Raw genomic sequence first — 17,486 nt, 5'->3', positions numbered from 1 at the left:
GCCGAACGGATCTCGGATTGCATCCGATTCTCGCACCCCACCTGCACTGCCGCACAGGTCTCACGACCTCTCTGCGACCGACGTCTCACCGCCCCAGAACACTCCGGACGCTCGCCTCGGGAGACAGATCGATGCGCCGCAGCAGCTGCGCGTTCAGGGCGACGACGATCGTCGACAGCGACATCAGCACCGCCCCGACCGACATGGGCAGGACGAATCCGACGGGCGCCAGGATGCCGGCGGCGAGCGGCACCGAGATCAGGTTGTATCCGGCCGCCCACCAGAGGTTCTGCCTCATCTTGCCGTACGCGGCGCGGGAGAGCTCGATGACGGAGATCACCGATCGGGGGTCGGAGCTCGCGAGGATCACACCGGCCGAGGCGATCGCCACGTCGGTGCCGGCACCGATCGCGATGCCGACGTCGGCCTGAGCGAGCGCCGGGGCGTCGTTGACGCCGTCGCCCACCATCGCGACCTTCTTGCCCTCGCCCTGCAGCTCCTTGACCTTCGCCGACTTGTCTTCGGGGCGCACCCCGGCGAACACCCTGTCGATGCCGAGCTCGGCCGCCACGGATTCGGCCACCGCCTGGGCGTCGCCGGTGATCATGACCACTTCGACACCGAGGCGGTGGAGGGCATCGACAGCATCCCGAGACTCCGGGCGCACCTCGTCGGCGAGCTTCAGCCCTCCCACGACCTGCCCGTCGACGGTCACGTGCAGGATGATGGCGCCCTCGCCTCGCCATCCGTCGGCGGCGGCGATCTCTCGGCCTCCCGTCTCGTCGAGGAGCTTCGGCCCGCCCACGCGGACCTCGCTGCCGTCGACGGTGGCCGTCACTCCCACGGCCGGAGACGACGTGAAACCGGAGGCCTTCGACAGCGTCAGATTCCTGTCTTCGGCCGCGCGCACGATGGCGCGAGCCAGCGGATGCTCACTGTCGGCCTCTGCGGATGCGGCGAGCGCGAGCAGGCGATCGGCGTCGATGCCACCGGCCGGCTCGACGGCGGTGACGGTCGGCGCACCCTTGGTCAGCGTGCCCGTCTTGTCGAACAGCACGGCGTCGACCGTGCGCATGCTCTCGAGCGCGAGGCGGTCTGTGACGAGCACACCGCCACGGGCGGCGCGCTCGGTCGCGATCGAGACGACCAGCGGAATAGCGAGGCCGAGCGCATGCGGGCAGGCGATGACCAGCACCGTGATGCTGCGCACGACGGCGGCATCCGGATCCCCGACGAGAGTCCACACCAGCGCCGTGAGCACGGCCGAGACCAGGGCGAACCAGAACAGCAGCGCGGCGGCCCTATCGGCGATGCGCTGCGCCCGGGACGACGAGTTCTGCGCGTCGACCACCAGGCGCTGGATGCCGGCGAGGGCGGTGTCATCGCCGGTGGCGGTGATCTCGACCCGCAGGCCCGAGTCGGTCGCGACCGTGCCGGCGGTCACCGTGTCTCCCGTCGTGCGGGTGACGGGGCGGGACTCGCCCGTGACCATCGACTCATCCATTGCGGCGGTCCCGTCGATGACCCGACCGTCGGCCGGAACGCTCGCTCCGGGGCGCACGACGACCACATCGCCGACGACGAGATCGGCGGGTGCGACCATGACGATCTCGTCACCGTCGACTCGTTCGGCCCCGTCGGGCAGCAGCGCCGCGAGGGAGTCGAGCGCAGAGGTCGTCTGCGCGAGGGATCTCATCTCGATCCAGTGGCCGAGCAGCATGATGACGATGAGGAGTGCCAGCTCCCACCAGAACTCGAGCTCGTGGTGGAGGATCCCGAGGGTCGCGCCCCACGAGGCGAAGAACGCGACGGTGATCGCGAGGGCGATCAGCAGCATCATCCCCGGCTTGCGCGCCCTGAGCTCGCCGATCGCTCCCGTGAGGAACGGCCATCCGCCCCACACGTACATGACGGTGCCGAGCACGGGAGAGATGAACCGCGCCCCGTCGGCGACGTCGTAGCCGAGGATCATCGCGAACATCGGAGAGAACGCCACCACCGGCACCGCGATGACGAGGTTGACCCAGAACAGGCGCCGGAACTGGCCGACGTGGTCGCCGTGCCCGCCATGTCCCTCGTGCCCGCCATGACCGGCATGACCCTCGTGTCCGTCGCGGCTCCCACCCCCGTCATGAGCGTGATGATCGTGAGCGACCTGCTGGTCGTCGCCGGCACTTCCCTCGGCGTGGTGTGCGGTCATCATGAGTGGCTTCCTCCCGTTTCGGGTGTGGATCTCAGTGTCTCCCGTCGTTGCGAGAGATCGTGCGCGTCACCGCGTGATGACGCTTCGGAATCCGCGCAGGCGCAGGCTGTTGCCGACGACGAACACGCTCGACAGTGCCATCGCCGCTCCGGCGAGCATGGGGTTGAGCATTCCGAGCGCGGCGACCGGGATGGCCGCCACGTTGTAGGCGAAGGCCCAGAACAGGTTGGTCTTGATGGTTCCGAGCGTCTTGCGTGACAGTCGGATCGCGTCGACGGCGCTGCGCAGGTCTCCGCGCACCAGGGTGATGTCGGATGCTTCGACCGCGACATCCGCTCCCGTGCCCATCGCGATGCCGAGGTCGGCCTGAGCGAGCGCGGGGGCGTCGTTGACGCCGTCACCGATCATCGCGACGGTCTTCCCTTCACGCTGCAGCCGCGTGACGACGTCGACCTTGTCCTTCGGGAGGACCTCGGCGATGACCTCCTCGATGCCGACCTCGGCCGCGATCCGCCTGGCCACCGCATCGTTGTCTCCGGTGAGCAGGATGGGGGTCAACCCGATCGCCCTGAACCGGGCGATCGCCTCGGCGCTGCTGGGCTTCACCGTGTCGGCCACTATCAGGATGCCGCGCGCCTGCCCGTCCCAGCCCACCGCGACGACGGTCTTGCCCTCGCCCTCGGCACGGGCCTTCGTCTCCGCGAGCTCAGGGCTCAGCAGCTGCGACCATTCGGCGAGGAGTGAGTCCCGCCCGACGAGCACGGCGTGCCCGTCGACGATCCCCTGCACACCCTTGCCCTCGATGTTCGCGAAGTCCTCCGGCGTCGGCAGCACCCCGACCTCCTGGGTCGCTCCCTTCGCGATCGCCTGGGCGATCGGGTGCTCCGAGGCGTCCTCCAGCGCTCCGGCCAGTCGCAGGAGCTCCGCGCGGTCGGTGCCGGGCTCGACGACCACGTCGACGAGCGTCATCCTGCCGGTGGTCACCGTGCCCGTCTTGTCGAGCAGGACGGTGTCGATCCTGCGGGTGGACTCCAGCACCTCCGGGCCCTTGATGAGCACGCCCATCTGCGCACCGCGCCCGGTGCCGACCAGCAGCGCCGTCGGCGTCGCCAGACCCAGCGCGCACGGGCACGCGATCACCAGCACGGCGACCGCCGCGGTGAACGCCGCGGTCGCGGGGAACCCCGCGACGAGCCAGCCGCCGAGGGCCACGACGGCGATCACGATCACGATCGGCACGAAGACACCCGAGATCCTGTCGGCGAGACGCTGCACCTCGGCCTTGCCGGTCTGGGCGTCCTCGACGAGCTGGGCCATCTGCGCCAGCTGCGTGTCCGATCCGATCCGGGTCGCGCGCACCACGAGCCGCCCGCCGACGTTCGTCGTCGCGCCGGTGACGGTGTCGCCGTCAGCGACCTCGACCGGCACCGCTTCACCCGTGAGCATCGACGCGTCGACGGCCGAAGTGCCCGAGACCACCACGCCGTCGGTCGCGATCTTCTCGCCCGGACGCACGACGAACTCGTCGCCGACCTGCAGATCCTCGAGGGGGATCTTCGTCTCGACCCCGCCGCGCAGCACGGCGACCTCTTTCGCGCCGAGCTCGAGCAGCGCGCGCAACGCCGCGCCCGCCTGCTTCTTCGACCGCTTCTCGAAGTAGCGCCCGGCGAGGATGAACATCGTCACCCCGGCGCCGACCTCGAGATAGATGTTCGCCGCGCCATCGGACGGGGCGAGTGCGAACTCGAACGGGTGAGTCATGCCGGGCATACCGGCCGTGCCGAAGAACAGCGCGTACAGCGACCAGAGGAACGCTGCCGATGTGCCCATGGAGATCAGCGTGTCCATCGTCGCGGTGCCGTGCCTGAGATTCATCCATGCCGCGCGGTGGAACGGCCACGCACCCCAGACGATCACCGGAGCCGCGAGCGCGAGCGACGCCCACTGCCAGTACGTGAACTGCAGGGCCGGGATCATGGCCATCGCGATCACCGGCACCGTCAGCACGACCGCGCCGATCAGTCGGTGGCGCAGAGACCGCAGCTCAAGATCCGAGTCGGCCTCCCCGGCCGGCCACGCATCGTTCTTCGCACCCTTCGGGGCGGGGATCGACGCCGAGTATCCCGTCTTCTCGACCTCGGCGATCAGCGCGTCCGGGTCATAACCCTCCGGCATCGTGACCTTGGCCTTCTCGGTCGCGTAGTTGACGGTCGCCACGACACCCTCGAGCTTGTTCAGCTTCTTCTCAATGCGCATCGCGCAGGAGGCGCAGGTCATCCCGCCGATCTCCAGCTCGACGCCTGTCCCCGCGTTCGCGGATGCTGACGTGCTCATGCCGTCCGCACCGCCGAATAGCCTGCCTCTGCGACGGCGGCCAGGATCTGCGCGTCATCGACCGATGCTGAGCCGGTGACGACGAGCTTTCCGGTCTGCGCACTCACCTGGATGTCTTCGACACCGGGGATCTCCGCGACCTCTTCGCGGACCGACATCTCGCAGTGCCCACAGGTCATGCCCGTCACCTGAAACTCGTTCTTCGTCATCATGTCTCCATTCCTCGCCCTAGTACCCCTGGGGGGTATTAAGAACAAGCGTATACCCTCTCGGGGTATTCCGCGATGGGACCACGAATTTCACACGACCGCCGCTCGGCGCGCCCGCTACGTCAGTGCGCCTACCTCAGTGCGGCACCTCGGCGACGGCGACGCGCACCTCGCGCAGCGCTCCCCCCACGGCCTCCAGCGAACAGGTGCGGTGCGAGGATGCGGGAATCAACGCGGTGAGCACTCGATCGCCACCGTCCGCGAACAGCTCGAGCGACGACACCCGGTCGTTCAGCGCATCGATCCAGATCTCCCAATCGATCCCACCCGCACGCGCGACGGGAATCGACAGCGACGCACCCACTCCCGCGGAAGGAACCACATCGGGTCGGATGACGTCGATGCGCCCGCTCGCGCGATCCTGTCGGATCACGACCGCGTCGGCGTCCGCGGCCTCGATGCGCAGTTCGACGCCGTCGGCATCTCCGAACATCGCTGCGACTCGGATCCGCACCGCATCGGCCAGCGCAGCATCCGCCACCCCTGCATCTCCCAGTCCCGCCGCCAGAGCGACGCGACCCGCCATCGAGCCGAGCTCGGTGACCTCGTCGGGACCGACCTCGATCGCCGGCGCCTGCCGCAGACGCACGACGCCGGTGCGGTCGCGGGTGAGCGAGAGCCGTCGAGGAAGAGTCATCGCACTGCGGTACTCGGAGGATTCGTCATGGGGGATGCTGCCGGCATACCGCCAGTTGTCCATCCAGGCGATCAGCGTCCGCTCGTTCCCGGCGAGGCCGTCGAACGTGACGCCGGCATAGCAGTCCGGGCCGAAATCGATCCAGTCGAACGATTCGAGCTCGCCGCGCGACTGGCTGCCGTCGACCAGCAGCTCGGGAGCGGGAGTCGGGAGCGGCGCGGTCGGCCGGAAGGTCGTGCCGTCGAAATCACCCACGACGTAGTGGGTTCCCGAGCCGCCCGCGATCCCTCCCGGGTTGAGACTGATGAGCAGCACCCACCGCACGTCATCGTCATCGCCGTCGACGGCGAGCCGGAACATGTCTGGGCACTCCCAGACCCCGCCGACGGGCCCCGCCGGACCGTAGGACGACAGATGGGTCCACGTCGTGAGGTCGTCGGAGCGGTGGAACAGCACCTGGCGGTCCTCAGCCTCGACCGCGACCATGACCCAGTACGCGTCGGTCCCGTCGTCGTAGCGGAACACCTTCGGATCGCGGAAGTCGCTCGTGCCCCGGTCGAGCACGGGGTTGCCCCGATACTTCGTCCAGACGTATCCGCCGTCGGTGCTGTACGCGAGAGCCTGCGCCTGGTGCCCGTCCGCTGCCGCCGTGTAGAGCGCCACCAGCGGTGGTTCCTCTGCCGTGCCGAATCCGGAGGTGTTGCCGTGATCGACCACCACGGAGCCGGAGTAGATCTGCGCCGTGTCGTCCCAGAGGATCGCCGGGTCGTGCTCGGTCCATCGCGCGAGATCGGGGCTCGTGGCGTGCCCCCAGCTCACGTCGGCGTGCGAGACTCCGCGCGGGTTGCACTGGAAGTACAGGTGGTAGAGGCCGTCATGGAAGACGAGTCCGTTGGGATCGTTCATCCAGTTGCGGCGCGGAGCGAAGTGCAGTCGGGGGCGTGTGGTGCGGACCGGGGAGAGGTCAGTGGGGGTCACCGGGGCAGTCGTCTTTCTACTTGATGGGGGCGTGCGTCACTTGCCGACGCCCGCCGTGAGTCCTTCGCGCAGAGGCTTCTGCCCGAAGAAGAACACCAGGAGTGCGGGGATCATCGAGAGGATCACCCCGGCGAGCACCGTCGAGACGCTGCCGGTGCCGAGGTTGCCCTGCAGCGTGACCAAGCCGAGCGGCAGCGTGAAGTTCTGGTCGCTGATGGTCATGATGAGCGGTCGGAAGAACTCGTTCCAGTGATAGTTGAAGGCGAGGATGCCGACGATCGCGAGCCCGGGGGTGGCCAGCGGCAGATAGACGCCGAAGAACGTGCGCCAGGGTCCGGCCCCGTCGAGTTCGGCGGCCTCGCCGAGCTCGGTCGGGATGCCCATGAAGTACTGCCGCATCAGGAACGTGCCGAACGCGGTGGGGAGCGCAGGCACGATGAGCGCGAGCAGGGTGTCGGCGAGCCCCATGCCCCTCACCAGCATGAACACGGGGACGATCGTCACCTGCAGCGGAACCATCATCGTCGCGAGGATCAGCGCGAACATCAGCTTCTTGTGGCGGAACTCGTACTTCGCGAAGACATAGCCGGCCATCGCGGCGGAGAGCATCTGTCCGGCGGCGACCAGCAGCACCACCAGGGCGCTGTTCCACGCGTAGAGCCAGATCGGGATCTTGGCGAAGACGTCGGCGAAGGCTCCGAACCCCACGGTGACCTCTTGGGTCACACTGTCGGTCGGCGACAGTGCCGTGATCAGAGTCCAGACGACGGGCCCGAGGGTCAGCAGGGCGGCGAGCCCGAGCAGGGCGAACTTGCCGCCCGTGCCGAGTGTGTAGAGCCGGGAACGCTTCGTAACCACTGTCGTTGTCATGATGGGCCTCACCCGTAGAAGACGAATCGGCGGCTCAGCCGGAACTGGATGGCCGTGACGAGCATGATGAGAAGGGTGAGCACGATGCCGATGGCCGACGCACCACCGAAGTCGAGCTGTCGGAACGCGGACTCGTAGATCACCATCACGGCGGTGCGGGTCTCGTCACCGGGGCCACCGCGGGTCAGCACCCACGGCTGGTCGAAGATCTGCAGGGCGTTGATGATCGCCATGACGGATGCCACGAGCAGCGTCGGACTCACCAGGGGCAGCGTGATCATGCGGAACTGGGTCCACCCCGACGCACCGTCGAGCGAGGACGCCTCGTAGACCTCACTCGGGATGGCGGCGAGCCCGCCGATGAAGAGCAGGAACGTGAACCCGAAGTTCTGCCACACGTAGACCAGGAGCACGACGACCTTCGCGCCGAATCCCGTCGTCAACCATCCGACATCCGCGATGCCGATCAGGTTGAGCGTCTGATTCACGAGGCCGAACTCCTGGTTGAACAGGTAGGCCATGATCAGCGAGACGGATGCCGCCGACAGGATCAGCGGGAAGAACAGCGCCGAACGGAAGAACGTGCGCAGCCAGCTCGGCATCCTCGACTGCACGAGCACCGCGAGCACCAGCGCGACCGCGAGCTGCATGGTCACGGCGACGACGACGAAGCCGATGGTGTTCAGGAACGACACGCTCACGGTCGGGTTGGCGGCCAGGTCGACGAAGTTGTCGAATCCGACGAAGACCGGATCGGAGATGATGTCCCAGCGGAAGAAGGCCAGCACGAACGATCCGATGATCGGGACGAAGTTGAACAGTCCGAGGCCGATCAGGGTGGGTGCCAGGAAGACCCAGATGATGGATCGCCCCGAGCGGGCGACCGTGCCGGTCTCGCGCCGGGATCCGGGCGGCACGGTGAGAGTGCGGGTGGTGTTCTCGGACATCAGTTTCCCCCCAGCGCGAGCTCGAGATCTCGCTGCATGGTCTCGAGCCCTCGGCGGACGCCGGATGGGCCGTTCGTGATGGTCGACACCACGTTCTTGAGCAGAGCGGATTCGACGGCGGCCTGCTGCGGCGGAGCCGGCATCGGACCGGTGTCGGGGAACTTGTCGAGCGTGTCGTAGAAGACCTCCCAGTGCGCCGGCCCCACCCCCGCGCCGTAGAGCTCGGCGTTGAGCGAGCGGCGAGGGAGCGACGAGTCGGGCTTCGGGTGGGCGATCGTCATGCCCTCGACCGAGACGCAGTACTTGAGCCACTCCCACGCCTCGTCCTTGCGGGGCGAGGTCTCCATGATCGCGTAACCGCCAGCCCCGAACTGGTGCCGCTGCCCCGCCATCCGGGGGAAGTAGGTCACGTCGTAGGCGTCGTTAGCGACGCCCGCCTCCTCGAGGCCGCTGACCCAGAAGCCGCCAGCGGGGGTCATGCCGACCGAGCCGGTGGAGAACAGGGAGACCAGTTCGTTTCCGCCGCCCTGGGCCGGGTTCGCGGCGAGCCCCTCGGAGACCATGCGCTCGAGCACCGAGAAGCTCTCGACGGCGTGCTCGTTGAGCGCATCGGCCTGCTTCCACACATAGCCGCCGCTGCGGGCCGGCTGATCGGGATAGAAGCGGTCCCAGAGCCAGTCGCCGCCGCTCGCCTTCTCCTCGCGCAGGAAGCTCGTGTTGTTCACGTACAGCCAGGGGACGACGCCGCCCCACAGCCGGTTGTTCCAGAAGTACGGCAGGAACTGCCCCGACGCGCTCTTCTTCATCGCGCGGGCGGTGCCGAGGAAGTCCTCGAGCGTCCAGTTGTCGGCGGGGCGCTCCAGCCCCGCGCGCTCCATGGCCTTCGTGCTGTAGAAGACGTTCGCCGCGTTGAAGTTGTCGGGCATCTGGAACAGGCTGCCCTGGTACATGAACGCCTCGATGAGGGTCGGATTCACGTCGTCGAAGTACTCCTGCATCTCCGATGCGTCGCGGCGCACATAGGCGTCGAGCGGGTGCGCGAGGCGCGAGGCGAAGAGCTGCGCCCCCTCGGTGGCGACCGTGACGACATCGGGTGGCGTACCGGCCGCGATCATCGTGAGGATCTTCGCGAAGTACTCGCTCCAGTCATGCCCCTGGATCGCCACGATGCGCACCGAGATGCCGGGGTGCTTGCGTTGGAAGCCGTCGACCAGCGCCTGACGCGCCACCGCGTCCTGCGCGGTGCCGAAGAGGGCGACCGTCAGCGTGTCCGTGCCGCGCCCGGGGATGTCTGAGCCGGTGAGCCTCGGCCACGAGACGACGGTGCCCACGATTCCCAGTCCGATCGCGCCGAACAGAGCCCTGCGAGTGAGATCAACCACGATGTTCTCTCCTGAGTGAATGACTTCGCCGAGAGGGATGAGAGCCCCTGCGTCGAAGCTAAATTGATTCAGCATCGCCGAGATTAGCATCGTCGATGTACGTCCGCAACGATTTTGCTAAATCAATTCAACCACTGTGGTTCCGCGACCTGGCGTGCACTGCCTAAGCTGGAGATGTCACGACAGGAGGATGCCGGTGCCGAAGAACGTCGATCGCAGGCCGACGCTCGCCGACGTCGCTGCGCTCTCGGGCATGTCGAAGACCGCCGTGAGCATGATCCTCAACGACCGGCCGGGTTCGCGACTCTCCGCCGACGCCGCGCGCCGAGTCCGCGCCGCGGCCGAGGAGATCGGCTATCGACCGAATCCCGCGGCCCAGAGCCTGCGCCTGGGCAAGACGAAGACTCTCGGCTTCATCTCCGATCAGATCACCGTGACCCGCTATGCCTCCGAGATGATCCGCGGCCTGCTGTCTGCGGCGAAGGAGCACGGCCACACCGTGCTGATCGCCGAGACGGAGGGCGACGACGCGACCATCTCGGATGAGATCCAGGCGATGATCGACCGCCGGGTCGACGGCATCCTGATCGGCCTCCTCGGCGCCCGCATGATCGAGGTGCCCGAGACGCCCGCCGACGTTCCGGTCGTGATCGTCAACGGCACGTCGACGACGGGGCACCCCTCCGTCCTCCCCGACGAGCGCGTCGCCGGCCACGCGATGGCGCGCCTGCTCACGGATGCCGGCCATCGCCGTGTCGGAGTGATCGGCAACAACCCGCATGCGGTCTCGTCTCCCCGACACTCCGTGACCATCGGCCCGAGATTCGACGGCATCCGCGCCGCCTTCGCCGAGGCCGGCGTCGATCCGCTCATCATGGACGTGCCCGAGTGGAACCCCGACATCGGATACACGCGCACGCAGCAGATGCTCGACGCGCACCCAGACCTCACGGCGATCCTGGCCGGCAACGACGGCGTGGCGTTCGGCACGTATCAGGCGATCGCGGAGCGCGGGCTGAAGGTGCCGGACGACATCTCGGTGGCCTCCTTCGACGACGAAGAACTCGCCGGCTTCCAGCGGCCGGGGCTCACGACCGCTCGACTCCCCTACGACGTGATGGGGCGCACAGCGGTCGAGATGCTGCTCGGCGAGCGACCGCTCGACGCCGTGCTGATCCCGATGCCGGTCATCGAGCGGGCCTCGATACGCTCTGTGGATTGACTCGAGAAATCCATTCACGCGCATCCATCCCCCTCGGGCGGGCGTAGGCTGGAAGCCGAGGACGGACCGTCCGAGAAGATCTCCCGGCACCGCGACCGTCCGGAAGAGGAGTCACTCGTGGCTCAGTACGATGTCTCGAACCGCTCGGCGATCGTGACAGGAGCAGGCAGCGGAATCGGACGCTCGACCGCTCTGCTGCTCGCCCAGAACGGCGCCTCCGTCGTCGTCAACGACCTGAACGCAGAGCACGCGAACGCGGTCGTCGACGAGATCCGCGCCGCCGGCGGCACCGCCGAGGCCTCCGTCGGCGATGCGACCGACACCGACTGGATCGCCAGCTCGGTCGAGCTCGCGAACACGCTCGCCCCACTGCGCATCGGCGTGAACAACGCGGGCATCGGCGGAGCATCCGCCCCCACCGCCGAGTACGACGACGCCGCGTGGGACAAGGTCATCTCGATCAACCTCAACGCCGTCTTCCGCAACATGAAGGCGCAGATCCCCTCGATCCTCGCGAACGGCGGCGGCTCGGTCGTCAACATCGCGTCGATTCTCGGCAGCGTCGGCTTCGCCGGCTCCCCCGCCTACGTCGCCGCCAAGCACGCGGTCGTCGGCATGACCAAGTCGGCAGCCCTCGAGTACTCCGCACAGGGTGTGCGCGTGAACTCGGTCGGCCCCGGCTTCATCGACACTCCGCTGCTCGCCAGCATGGATGACGCTGCGAAGGAGTTCCTCGTCAGCAAGCACCCGATCGGACGCCTCGGTCAGGCCGACGAGGTCGCGAACCTCATCGCCTTCCTCGCCAGCGACGCCGCCAGCTTCATCACCGGCAGCTACCACCTCGTCGACGGCGGCTACACCGCCCTCTGACGATCTGACAGGGCCCCCGACGCCACCGCTTCGGGGGCCGACACACCGGATGTCGGCCCCCGAAGCGCGCGCGGTTCGGCAAGTGGCGTGCCGGCCCCCGAAGTGGAGCGCCGAACGTCGGATGCCGGCGCCACAGGCCCCGTACTTCGGTCCTGCATCCGGCACCGAGCTACCCCCGCGGCCGACGCTTCTCGAGCACGCCGGCGAGCAGCACCGCGACCACTGCCGCGGCCGGTGCCACGATCAACCCGGCTCGCAGGCTTTCGGTGTCGGCGATGAAGCCGACGAACGGCGGCGAGAGCAGGAAGCCGAGGCGCAACAGCCACGACACGATCGTGAGGCCGGCACCCGGGCGCAGACCCGGCAGCTCATCCGCCGCATGCATGGCCGCCGGGATGAGCGTCGCGATGCCGAAGCCCACGGCGGCGAATCCGGCGATCGTTCCCGGCACGCTCGGGAAGAGGAGCGCGAGGGCCATTCCCCCCGCGGCGATCAGGCCGCCGACGCGGGCCACGGCACCCTGGCCGAAGCGATCGGTCATGCCGTCACCCAGCATCCGTCCGATGAACTGCGCTCCCACCAGAGCGATGAACCCGAGGGGCGCGATCGCGGCTGCGGCGCCGAGCGATTCACTGAGGTACAGAGTCGCCCACGAGTTGCCGGCATCCTCGGCGATCGCGCCGGCCATCGCGATGAGCGTGAGGGCGATGAGGATCATCACGGTCCGTGGGCTCAGTCCACGGCGCACCGCGGTCTGCAGTTCGACCGGTTCGGCCGTCGCCTCGGCATCCGCCTCCTCATCGCGCCCGGGCAGGCAGAACCAGAGCGCCGTGAACGCCACCGCAGCGAACACCGCGGTCGAGATGCCGAGATGCACCCCGATCGGCAGCTGCAGGGCGATCGCCGCCGCCGCCATGCCGCCGCCGAGCACCGCGCCGATCGACCAGATGACGTGGAACGAGTTGATGATCGAGCGGCCGTAGCGCCGCTGCACTCGCAACCCGTGCGCGTTCTGTGCGACGTCGGTGATGGCATCGAACGCCCCGCCGAGCAGCAGGGCGACGGCGAACAGGATGCCGGAGGGCGCAAGGGCTGCGGCGAGCAGTCCGAGCGCGGTGCCGATCGTGCCGATCACGGCGATCCGCGCCGAGCCGAATCGGCGGATCAGCACAGCGGCGAACAGTCCGGCGGCGATGGCTCCGGCAGGGAAGGCGGCGATCGCGAGGCCGTAGCCGGCATTGTCGAGCCCCAGAGCCGCCTTGATCTCGGGGTAGCGAGGCAGGATGTTGGCGAACAGTGCGCCGTTCGTGAGGAACAGCGCCGAGACCGCGGTTCGTGCGCGACGAGTCGCCCTGTCGGCGGCGGGGCGTCGAATCGATTCGATCGAAGTCATAGCAACGACCGTACACGCCCGAGTGGGTCGCCGAAAATCGCCCTTCCGATGCCGGAGTCGACAGCCCTGCGCAGTCAGCCCAGCAGCGGTTCGACCTGGGCAGCGTCGTCCGTGATCACCGACGCCGCGGCGATCGCGGCCTTCGCGTCATCGAGGCGATCGAACTGACCGATGAAGTCGGATTGGGCCCCGAACGCCCGGAAGCCCTCGCGGGGCGTCCCAGTGATCGACCCGAGGAACTGGCGTCGGTCATTGCCGACATGGAAGCCGGGGTCGACCTCGACCCACAGCCCTCGAGTCCTGGATGCCGAGCGCACCCGTGCACTCATCACGGCCTTGGCGGCGTTCCTGATGCGTGCAGACATGGGTCACGCACTCATGGCATGCAGGGTGCGGGAACCGTCGACCGCCCGGGCGAACTCGTCGCGCGTGAGATCGAGGCCTCCAGCGGAGCTCGCCGCGTTCATCATCGCGACGACCAGCGCGCGATCGACATCCGCCTCCTGCGTCATGGAGAAGCGCAGGGGAATCGACGCGTGCACCCAGATCGTCTCTGCGACGCCGTCGCCCATCGCGAGCGTCAGCGGGAACGACTCGTTGCGCCGCAGCTTCGTCACGATCACGAGCCGCAGGTGCGTCATGAGCCGATCGTCGAGCTCGATCGGCGTTGCTGTGTTGCCGTACGTCAGACGTCCCATGATCTCTCCCTTAGGCGAAAATTCCCTTGAGAGATAGATTACTAGGTTACCTAGCTAAATGACAGTCGAACCTAGGGAAGGTCACCGATCTCCTCAGCCAGACGCCGCAGAAAACGGGTGATCGCCTCGGTCTGATCCGGGGTGAACTCGCTGGCGAGCGATTCGATGCGCTGTGTCAGCTCATCTGCCTGCGCGTTGAGATCGCGCAGCGACGGGCGCAGCACCTTCGACCGAGCATCGGCAGGATGCGGCGCCACCACGATCTGACCGCGCTCTTGAAGTCGACGCAGCAGGCTCGTGATCGCCGCGGTGCTGACGTTCAGATGGGCGGCGAGGCCACCCGGTGTGGCGGGGGCGTCGTCTGACGCGTCGAGGATGTACCTCATCGCCTCACGGTCGGTGTCATTCGGCGCGCGCACGGCGGCGAGGCGTCGCCCGAACTGGGCCTCGGCCCTGCGAAGTTCATCGACACGCGCGACGAGTTCGGTCGCCCGTGTCGTCGTCTCGGTCCTGCTGCTCATGCGTCACCCCCTGACCCCTCCATGGTACTCGACAAACAGGTAACCAGGTTGCCTAGTGAAATCCAATGCGACCAGCCACTCTCATGAGGTGAGATGATGGAATTCTGGGAAAGGAGCGTCATGGTCGAGCGATTCGCACTCGAGGATGCCGGGTACATCATGTACACCGACCTGATCGATCGCCTGCACGCGGACTTCCCCTCCGTGCCCGCATGGCGGATCGACCAGATCGTCACCGCCGAACATGACGCGATCACCGGGGGGATCCTGCAGATCGTGCCGGCTGAGGTCGAGTCCGGCGCGGCCGAGATGCTCGCGCGCGAGTCGAATTCCCATGGAAGTGAAGAGAGCCTGAGCGATGATGGCGAGGTGGCGTGATGGAGCGCCCTGAGGAGTTCGGCCGTTCGGGCTACTGGTACCCCGAGGCCGACAGCGCCAGCACCGTCGACGTCCTGAACCTGCTGCGTCGATACCGCTCGGCTGAGACCGCGATGCGGGAGCGCACACGCATCTCGATGAAGATGAACGAGACCGACCTCGTCGCCCTGCGCTTCCTGCTGCGCGAACAGCGGGCCGGCCGCATCGTGCGAGCGATCGACATCGCCCGCATGCTCGACATCTCCACCGCATCGACGACGACCCTCATCGACCGCCTCGAGAAGGGCGGGCACGCGAAGCGAGAGCCGCATCCGACCGATCGACGTGCCGGGATCGTGGTGCCGACGGTCAGCAGCGACGACGAGGTTCGCGAGACTCTCGGTGCGATGCACAGGCGGATGCTGGCCTTGGTCGACGAGATGAGCGACAAGGAGCGCGCGGTCGTCACCCGCTTCCTCGCCGGCATGACGTCGGCCATCGAAGAGGCGTCCGATCTCGACCAGGAATTGCGCGACGTCATCCGCTCGCACAAGGAATCCGAGTCCTCGGGCGAGTGATCGCCGAGAGTCGGTCGGGTGGCCGACCGGCCACCCGACGCTCTGATCAGGCTCTGCCGGCGTCAGTCTCCGTCTGGGTGACGGCCTCGCCCTCGGCATCCGCTGCCACGACCACCCGCTCGGGGAACAGCTCGTCGAGATCGAGGTCGGGATTCTCCTCCTGCGTCTCGACCAGCTCGACGGCCTCCTCGATCGTCTGCACGCTCGGCATCGCGCCGGGCAGCGGCCTGCGGGCCGACTCCTTGAGCACGATCACGGCGATGAAGCCGGCGATCGACGTGCCGATCACATAGAAGGCCGGCGCGAGCGACGAGCCGGTGAGCTGCACGAGCGCCTCCATGACGACCGGCGCCGTGCCGGCGAAGAGAGCGACGGCGAGGTTGTACGAGATGCCCATGCCGCCGTAGCGCGACGACGTGGGGAAGAGAGCGGGCAGCGACGACGCGAGGTTCGCCACGTAGAACGTCACCGGGAAGGCGAGCAGCACGAGCCCGAGCAGAGTCGACCAGATCTCGCCGTGCATCATGAACAGGAACGACGGCACCGCGAGCACGATCGCCGAGATCGACCCGACGAACAGCACCTTCTTGCGCCCGATGCGGTCGGACAGCTTGCCGGCGAGGGGGATGCAGAGGGCCATCGCCACGAGCACGGGCAGGGTGAGCAGAGTGCCGTGCACCTCGTCGTAGCCCAGGGTGCCGGTGAGGTACGTCGGCATGTACGAGGTGAGGGCGTATCCGACGGTGTTGGCCGCGGCCACGAGCACGAACGCCGTCAGCAGCTCGCGCCAGTACGTGCGGATCAGGGCGAGGACACCCTTCGGCGCATCCGGAGAGGCCTGGGCGTCGTCGGCCGCGCGCTTCGCCGAGTCCTGCGCCTCCTGGAACGCCGGAGTGTCTTCGATCTTGAGGCGGAAGTAGATCGCGATGAGTCCGAGCGGCAGCGCGACGAGGAACGGGATGCGCCAGGCGAAGCCCTGCATGGTCTCGGCCGACAGCGTCAACTGCAGGATCGACACGAACGCGGCACCGATCGCGAAGCCCATGTACGACCCGAGGTCGAGCAGCGAGGCATAGAAGCCGCGACTCTTGTCTGGCGCGTACTCGGTGATGAACGTCGTGGCACCGGCATACTCGCCACCGGTCGAGAAGCCCTGCGCGAGCTTGAGCACGATGAGCAGGATCGGCGCCCAGATGCCGATAGCCGAGAAGTCGGGGAGCACGCCGATGAGGAACGTCGCCGCGGCCATCATGATCAGCGTGAACGCCAGCACGCGCTGGCGACCGAGCCGGTCGCCGAGCTGGCCGAGCACGATGCCGCCGAGCGGACGGGCGATGAAGGTCACCGCGAACACGCCGAGCGAGAAGAGCGACTGCGCACCGGCTGACGCATCGGGCAGGAACGCACGGCCGATGATCACGGCGAGATAGCCGTAGATGCCGATGTCGTACCACTCCATGAGGTTGCCGACCACGGTGCCGGCGACTGCGCGGCGCAGCATCGGTCGGTCGACCACGGTGACGTCCTCGACGGTGAGGCGTCGTGGTTCGTCCGATCCGGGTCGCAGGCGACGGACCAGTCGCTGCCACAGGCTCAGGGTGGTGCTCTTCAGGGGATCGGACATCGTGCCATCTTCCTTCTCTTGCGGCATCCGCGTCTCAGTCGCCGGGCCGCACGAACGGCGGGGAGGCGGCTTGCGCCGCCTCCCCGCACTGTGTCGCTGGTGTCAGCCGTTGAAAGCGTCCTTGACGTTCTCGCCGGCCTTCTTGACGTTGGCCTTCGCCTGGTCGGCGCGACCCTCCGCCTCGAGCTTCTCGTTGTCGGTCACCTTGCCGGCGGCTTCCTTCGCCTTGCCGGTGAGGTCCTGTGCGGCGTTCTTGATCTTGTCATCGAGTCCCATGGGGGCTCCTCTCTCTTTTCAGCGGTGGTCTGTGGTCGGGGTCCTGCGGTGTCGTCTCACAGGGGGATGTCGAGCGCGGATGCCGTCAGCGGCAGGGTCGCCGCTGCGATGACGGCGATGAGGCCGGCGATTCCGGCGGACTTCCAGAGGGGCGTGCGCGAGGGTGCCGGCGGGACGCGTCGCATTCCGGTCGAGCGACCGATGGCCTCGCGGGCCGCGAGCGGAGCGAGTTCGACGGAGTCGATGCGGGCGAGCCGGCGCGAGCGGAGATCGCGCCGTGTGGTGTGCTGCGCTGCTGTCGACATCCGATTCCCTTCCGTTTCCCTT

General features: G+C 67.8%; 18 protein-coding genes. 4 read left to right on the top strand and 14 right to left on the bottom strand.

Features of this window, described 5'->3' with window-relative positions; all coding sequences use genetic code 11:
• Positions 1-85 precede the first annotated feature (85 nt).
• From ACIOU8_RS12885 to ACIOU8_RS12855, 7 genes are all read right to left on the bottom strand, one after another.
• Positions 86-2,200: a heavy metal translocating P-type ATPase gene (locus tag ACIOU8_RS12885; RefSeq protein WP_400790126.1), complete on the bottom strand. Its 2,115-nt coding sequence runs from the start codon at positions 2,198-2,200 to the stop codon at positions 86-88.
• Positions 2,201-2,269: 69 nt separating this feature from the next.
• Positions 2,270-4,537 carry a heavy metal translocating P-type ATPase gene (locus tag ACIOU8_RS12880; protein WP_400790068.1) on the bottom strand — a complete coding sequence of 756 codons (2,268 nt, stop codon included), beginning with the start codon at positions 4,535-4,537 and terminating at the stop codon, positions 2,270-2,272.
• Positions 4,534-4,746 (bottom strand): heavy-metal-associated domain-containing protein, encoded by a 213-nt coding sequence (locus tag ACIOU8_RS12875; protein WP_400790123.1) that lies wholly within the window; start codon positions 4,744-4,746, stop codon positions 4,534-4,536. The genes ACIOU8_RS12880 and ACIOU8_RS12875 overlap by 4 nt, the downstream gene beginning before the upstream one ends.
• 136 nt (positions 4,747-4,882) lie before the next feature.
• The gene (locus ACIOU8_RS12870; RefSeq protein ID WP_400790065.1) at positions 4,883-6,421 is read right to left on the bottom strand and encodes a glycoside hydrolase family 32 protein; all 1,539 of its coding nucleotides are present in this window, start codon (positions 6,419-6,421) and stop codon (positions 4,883-4,885) included.
• A gap of 36 nt (positions 6,422-6,457) precedes the next feature.
• Positions 6,458-7,291, bottom strand: coding sequence for a carbohydrate ABC transporter permease (locus tag ACIOU8_RS12865; RefSeq protein ID WP_400790062.1), 834 nt, complete (start codon positions 7,289-7,291; stop codon positions 6,458-6,460).
• Positions 7,292-7,299: 8 nt separating this feature from the next.
• Positions 7,300-8,238, bottom strand: coding sequence for a carbohydrate ABC transporter permease (locus ACIOU8_RS12860; RefSeq protein WP_400790060.1), 939 nt, complete (start codon positions 8,236-8,238; stop codon positions 7,300-7,302).
• The gene (locus ACIOU8_RS12855; protein WP_400790057.1) at positions 8,238-9,620 is read right to left on the bottom strand and encodes an ABC transporter substrate-binding protein; all 1,383 of its coding nucleotides are present in this window, start codon (positions 9,618-9,620) and stop codon (positions 8,238-8,240) included. The genes ACIOU8_RS12860 and ACIOU8_RS12855 overlap by 1 nt, the downstream gene beginning before the upstream one ends.
• 196 nt (positions 9,621-9,816) lie before the next feature.
• Between ACIOU8_RS12855 and ACIOU8_RS12850 the strand changes: the two genes are divergently transcribed.
• The gene (locus tag ACIOU8_RS12850; RefSeq protein ID WP_400790055.1) at positions 9,817-10,842 is read left to right on the top strand and encodes a LacI family DNA-binding transcriptional regulator; all 1,026 of its coding nucleotides are present in this window, start codon (positions 9,817-9,819) and stop codon (positions 10,840-10,842) included.
• Positions 10,843-10,959: 117 nt separating this feature from the next.
• Positions 10,960-11,712: an SDR family NAD(P)-dependent oxidoreductase gene (locus ACIOU8_RS12845; protein ID WP_400790053.1), complete on the top strand. Its 753-nt coding sequence runs from the start codon at positions 10,960-10,962 to the stop codon at positions 11,710-11,712.
• 169 nt (positions 11,713-11,881) lie between these two features.
• On the opposite strand, the gene ACIOU8_RS12840 is transcribed toward ACIOU8_RS12845, so the two are convergent.
• The 4 genes from ACIOU8_RS12840 to ACIOU8_RS12825 all read right to left on the bottom strand — a co-directional run bounded on the left by ACIOU8_RS12840 (position 11,882) and on the right by ACIOU8_RS12825 (position 14,324).
• The gene (locus ACIOU8_RS12840; protein ID WP_400790050.1) at positions 11,882-13,105 is read right to left on the bottom strand and encodes an MFS transporter; all 1,224 of its coding nucleotides are present in this window, start codon (positions 13,103-13,105) and stop codon (positions 11,882-11,884) included.
• A gap of 74 nt (positions 13,106-13,179) precedes the next feature.
• On the bottom strand, positions 13,180-13,470 hold the full coding sequence (locus ACIOU8_RS12835) for a hypothetical protein (RefSeq protein ID WP_400790047.1): 291 nt from the start codon (positions 13,468-13,470) through the stop codon (positions 13,180-13,182).
• A gap of 3 nt (positions 13,471-13,473) precedes the next feature.
• On the bottom strand, positions 13,474-13,803 hold the full coding sequence (locus ACIOU8_RS12830; RefSeq protein ID WP_400790044.1) for a hypothetical protein: 330 nt from the start codon (positions 13,801-13,803) through the stop codon (positions 13,474-13,476).
• A 71-nt stretch (positions 13,804-13,874) separates the two neighbouring features.
• Positions 13,875-14,324: a MarR family winged helix-turn-helix transcriptional regulator gene (locus tag ACIOU8_RS12825; RefSeq protein ID WP_400790041.1), complete on the bottom strand. Its 450-nt coding sequence runs from the start codon at positions 14,322-14,324 to the stop codon at positions 13,875-13,877.
• Between the two features lie 120 nt (positions 14,325-14,444).
• Here ACIOU8_RS12825 and ACIOU8_RS12820 point away from each other — a divergent pair, with 120 nt between their 5' ends.
• The gene (locus ACIOU8_RS12820) at positions 14,445-14,702 is read left to right on the top strand and encodes a hypothetical protein (protein ID WP_400790039.1); all 258 of its coding nucleotides are present in this window, start codon (positions 14,445-14,447) and stop codon (positions 14,700-14,702) included.
• Positions 14,702-15,259 (top strand): MarR family winged helix-turn-helix transcriptional regulator, encoded by a 558-nt coding sequence (locus tag ACIOU8_RS12815; RefSeq protein ID WP_400790037.1) that lies wholly within the window; start codon positions 14,702-14,704, stop codon positions 15,257-15,259. The genes ACIOU8_RS12820 and ACIOU8_RS12815 overlap by 1 nt, the downstream gene beginning before the upstream one ends.
• A gap of 46 nt (positions 15,260-15,305) precedes the next feature.
• Here the strand turns inward: ACIOU8_RS12815 and ACIOU8_RS12810 are convergent, their stop codons facing one another.
• The 3 genes from ACIOU8_RS12810 to ACIOU8_RS12800 form a co-directional block, all read right to left on the bottom strand.
• A complete protein-coding gene (locus ACIOU8_RS12810) occupies positions 15,306-16,883 on the bottom strand; it encodes an MFS transporter (protein WP_400790034.1) in 1,578 nt (525 codons plus the stop codon).
• Between the two features lie 102 nt (positions 16,884-16,985).
• The gene (locus tag ACIOU8_RS12805) at positions 16,986-17,159 is read right to left on the bottom strand and encodes a CsbD family protein (protein ID WP_400790031.1); all 174 of its coding nucleotides are present in this window, start codon (positions 17,157-17,159) and stop codon (positions 16,986-16,988) included.
• A gap of 56 nt (positions 17,160-17,215) precedes the next feature.
• Complete coding sequence (locus ACIOU8_RS12800) at positions 17,216-17,464, bottom strand: hypothetical protein (RefSeq protein WP_400790029.1); 249 nt, start codon at positions 17,462-17,464, stop codon at positions 17,216-17,218.
• Between the last annotated feature and the right edge of the window lie 22 nt (positions 17,465-17,486).

This window comes from Microbacterium sp. NPDC087589, from assembly GCF_044743635.1.
Lineage (GTDB): Bacteria > Actinomycetota > Actinomycetes > Actinomycetales > Microbacteriaceae > Microbacterium.
Note: the sequence above shows the minus strand (reverse complement) of the source record. Positions and strands in the feature narration are given on the sequence as shown.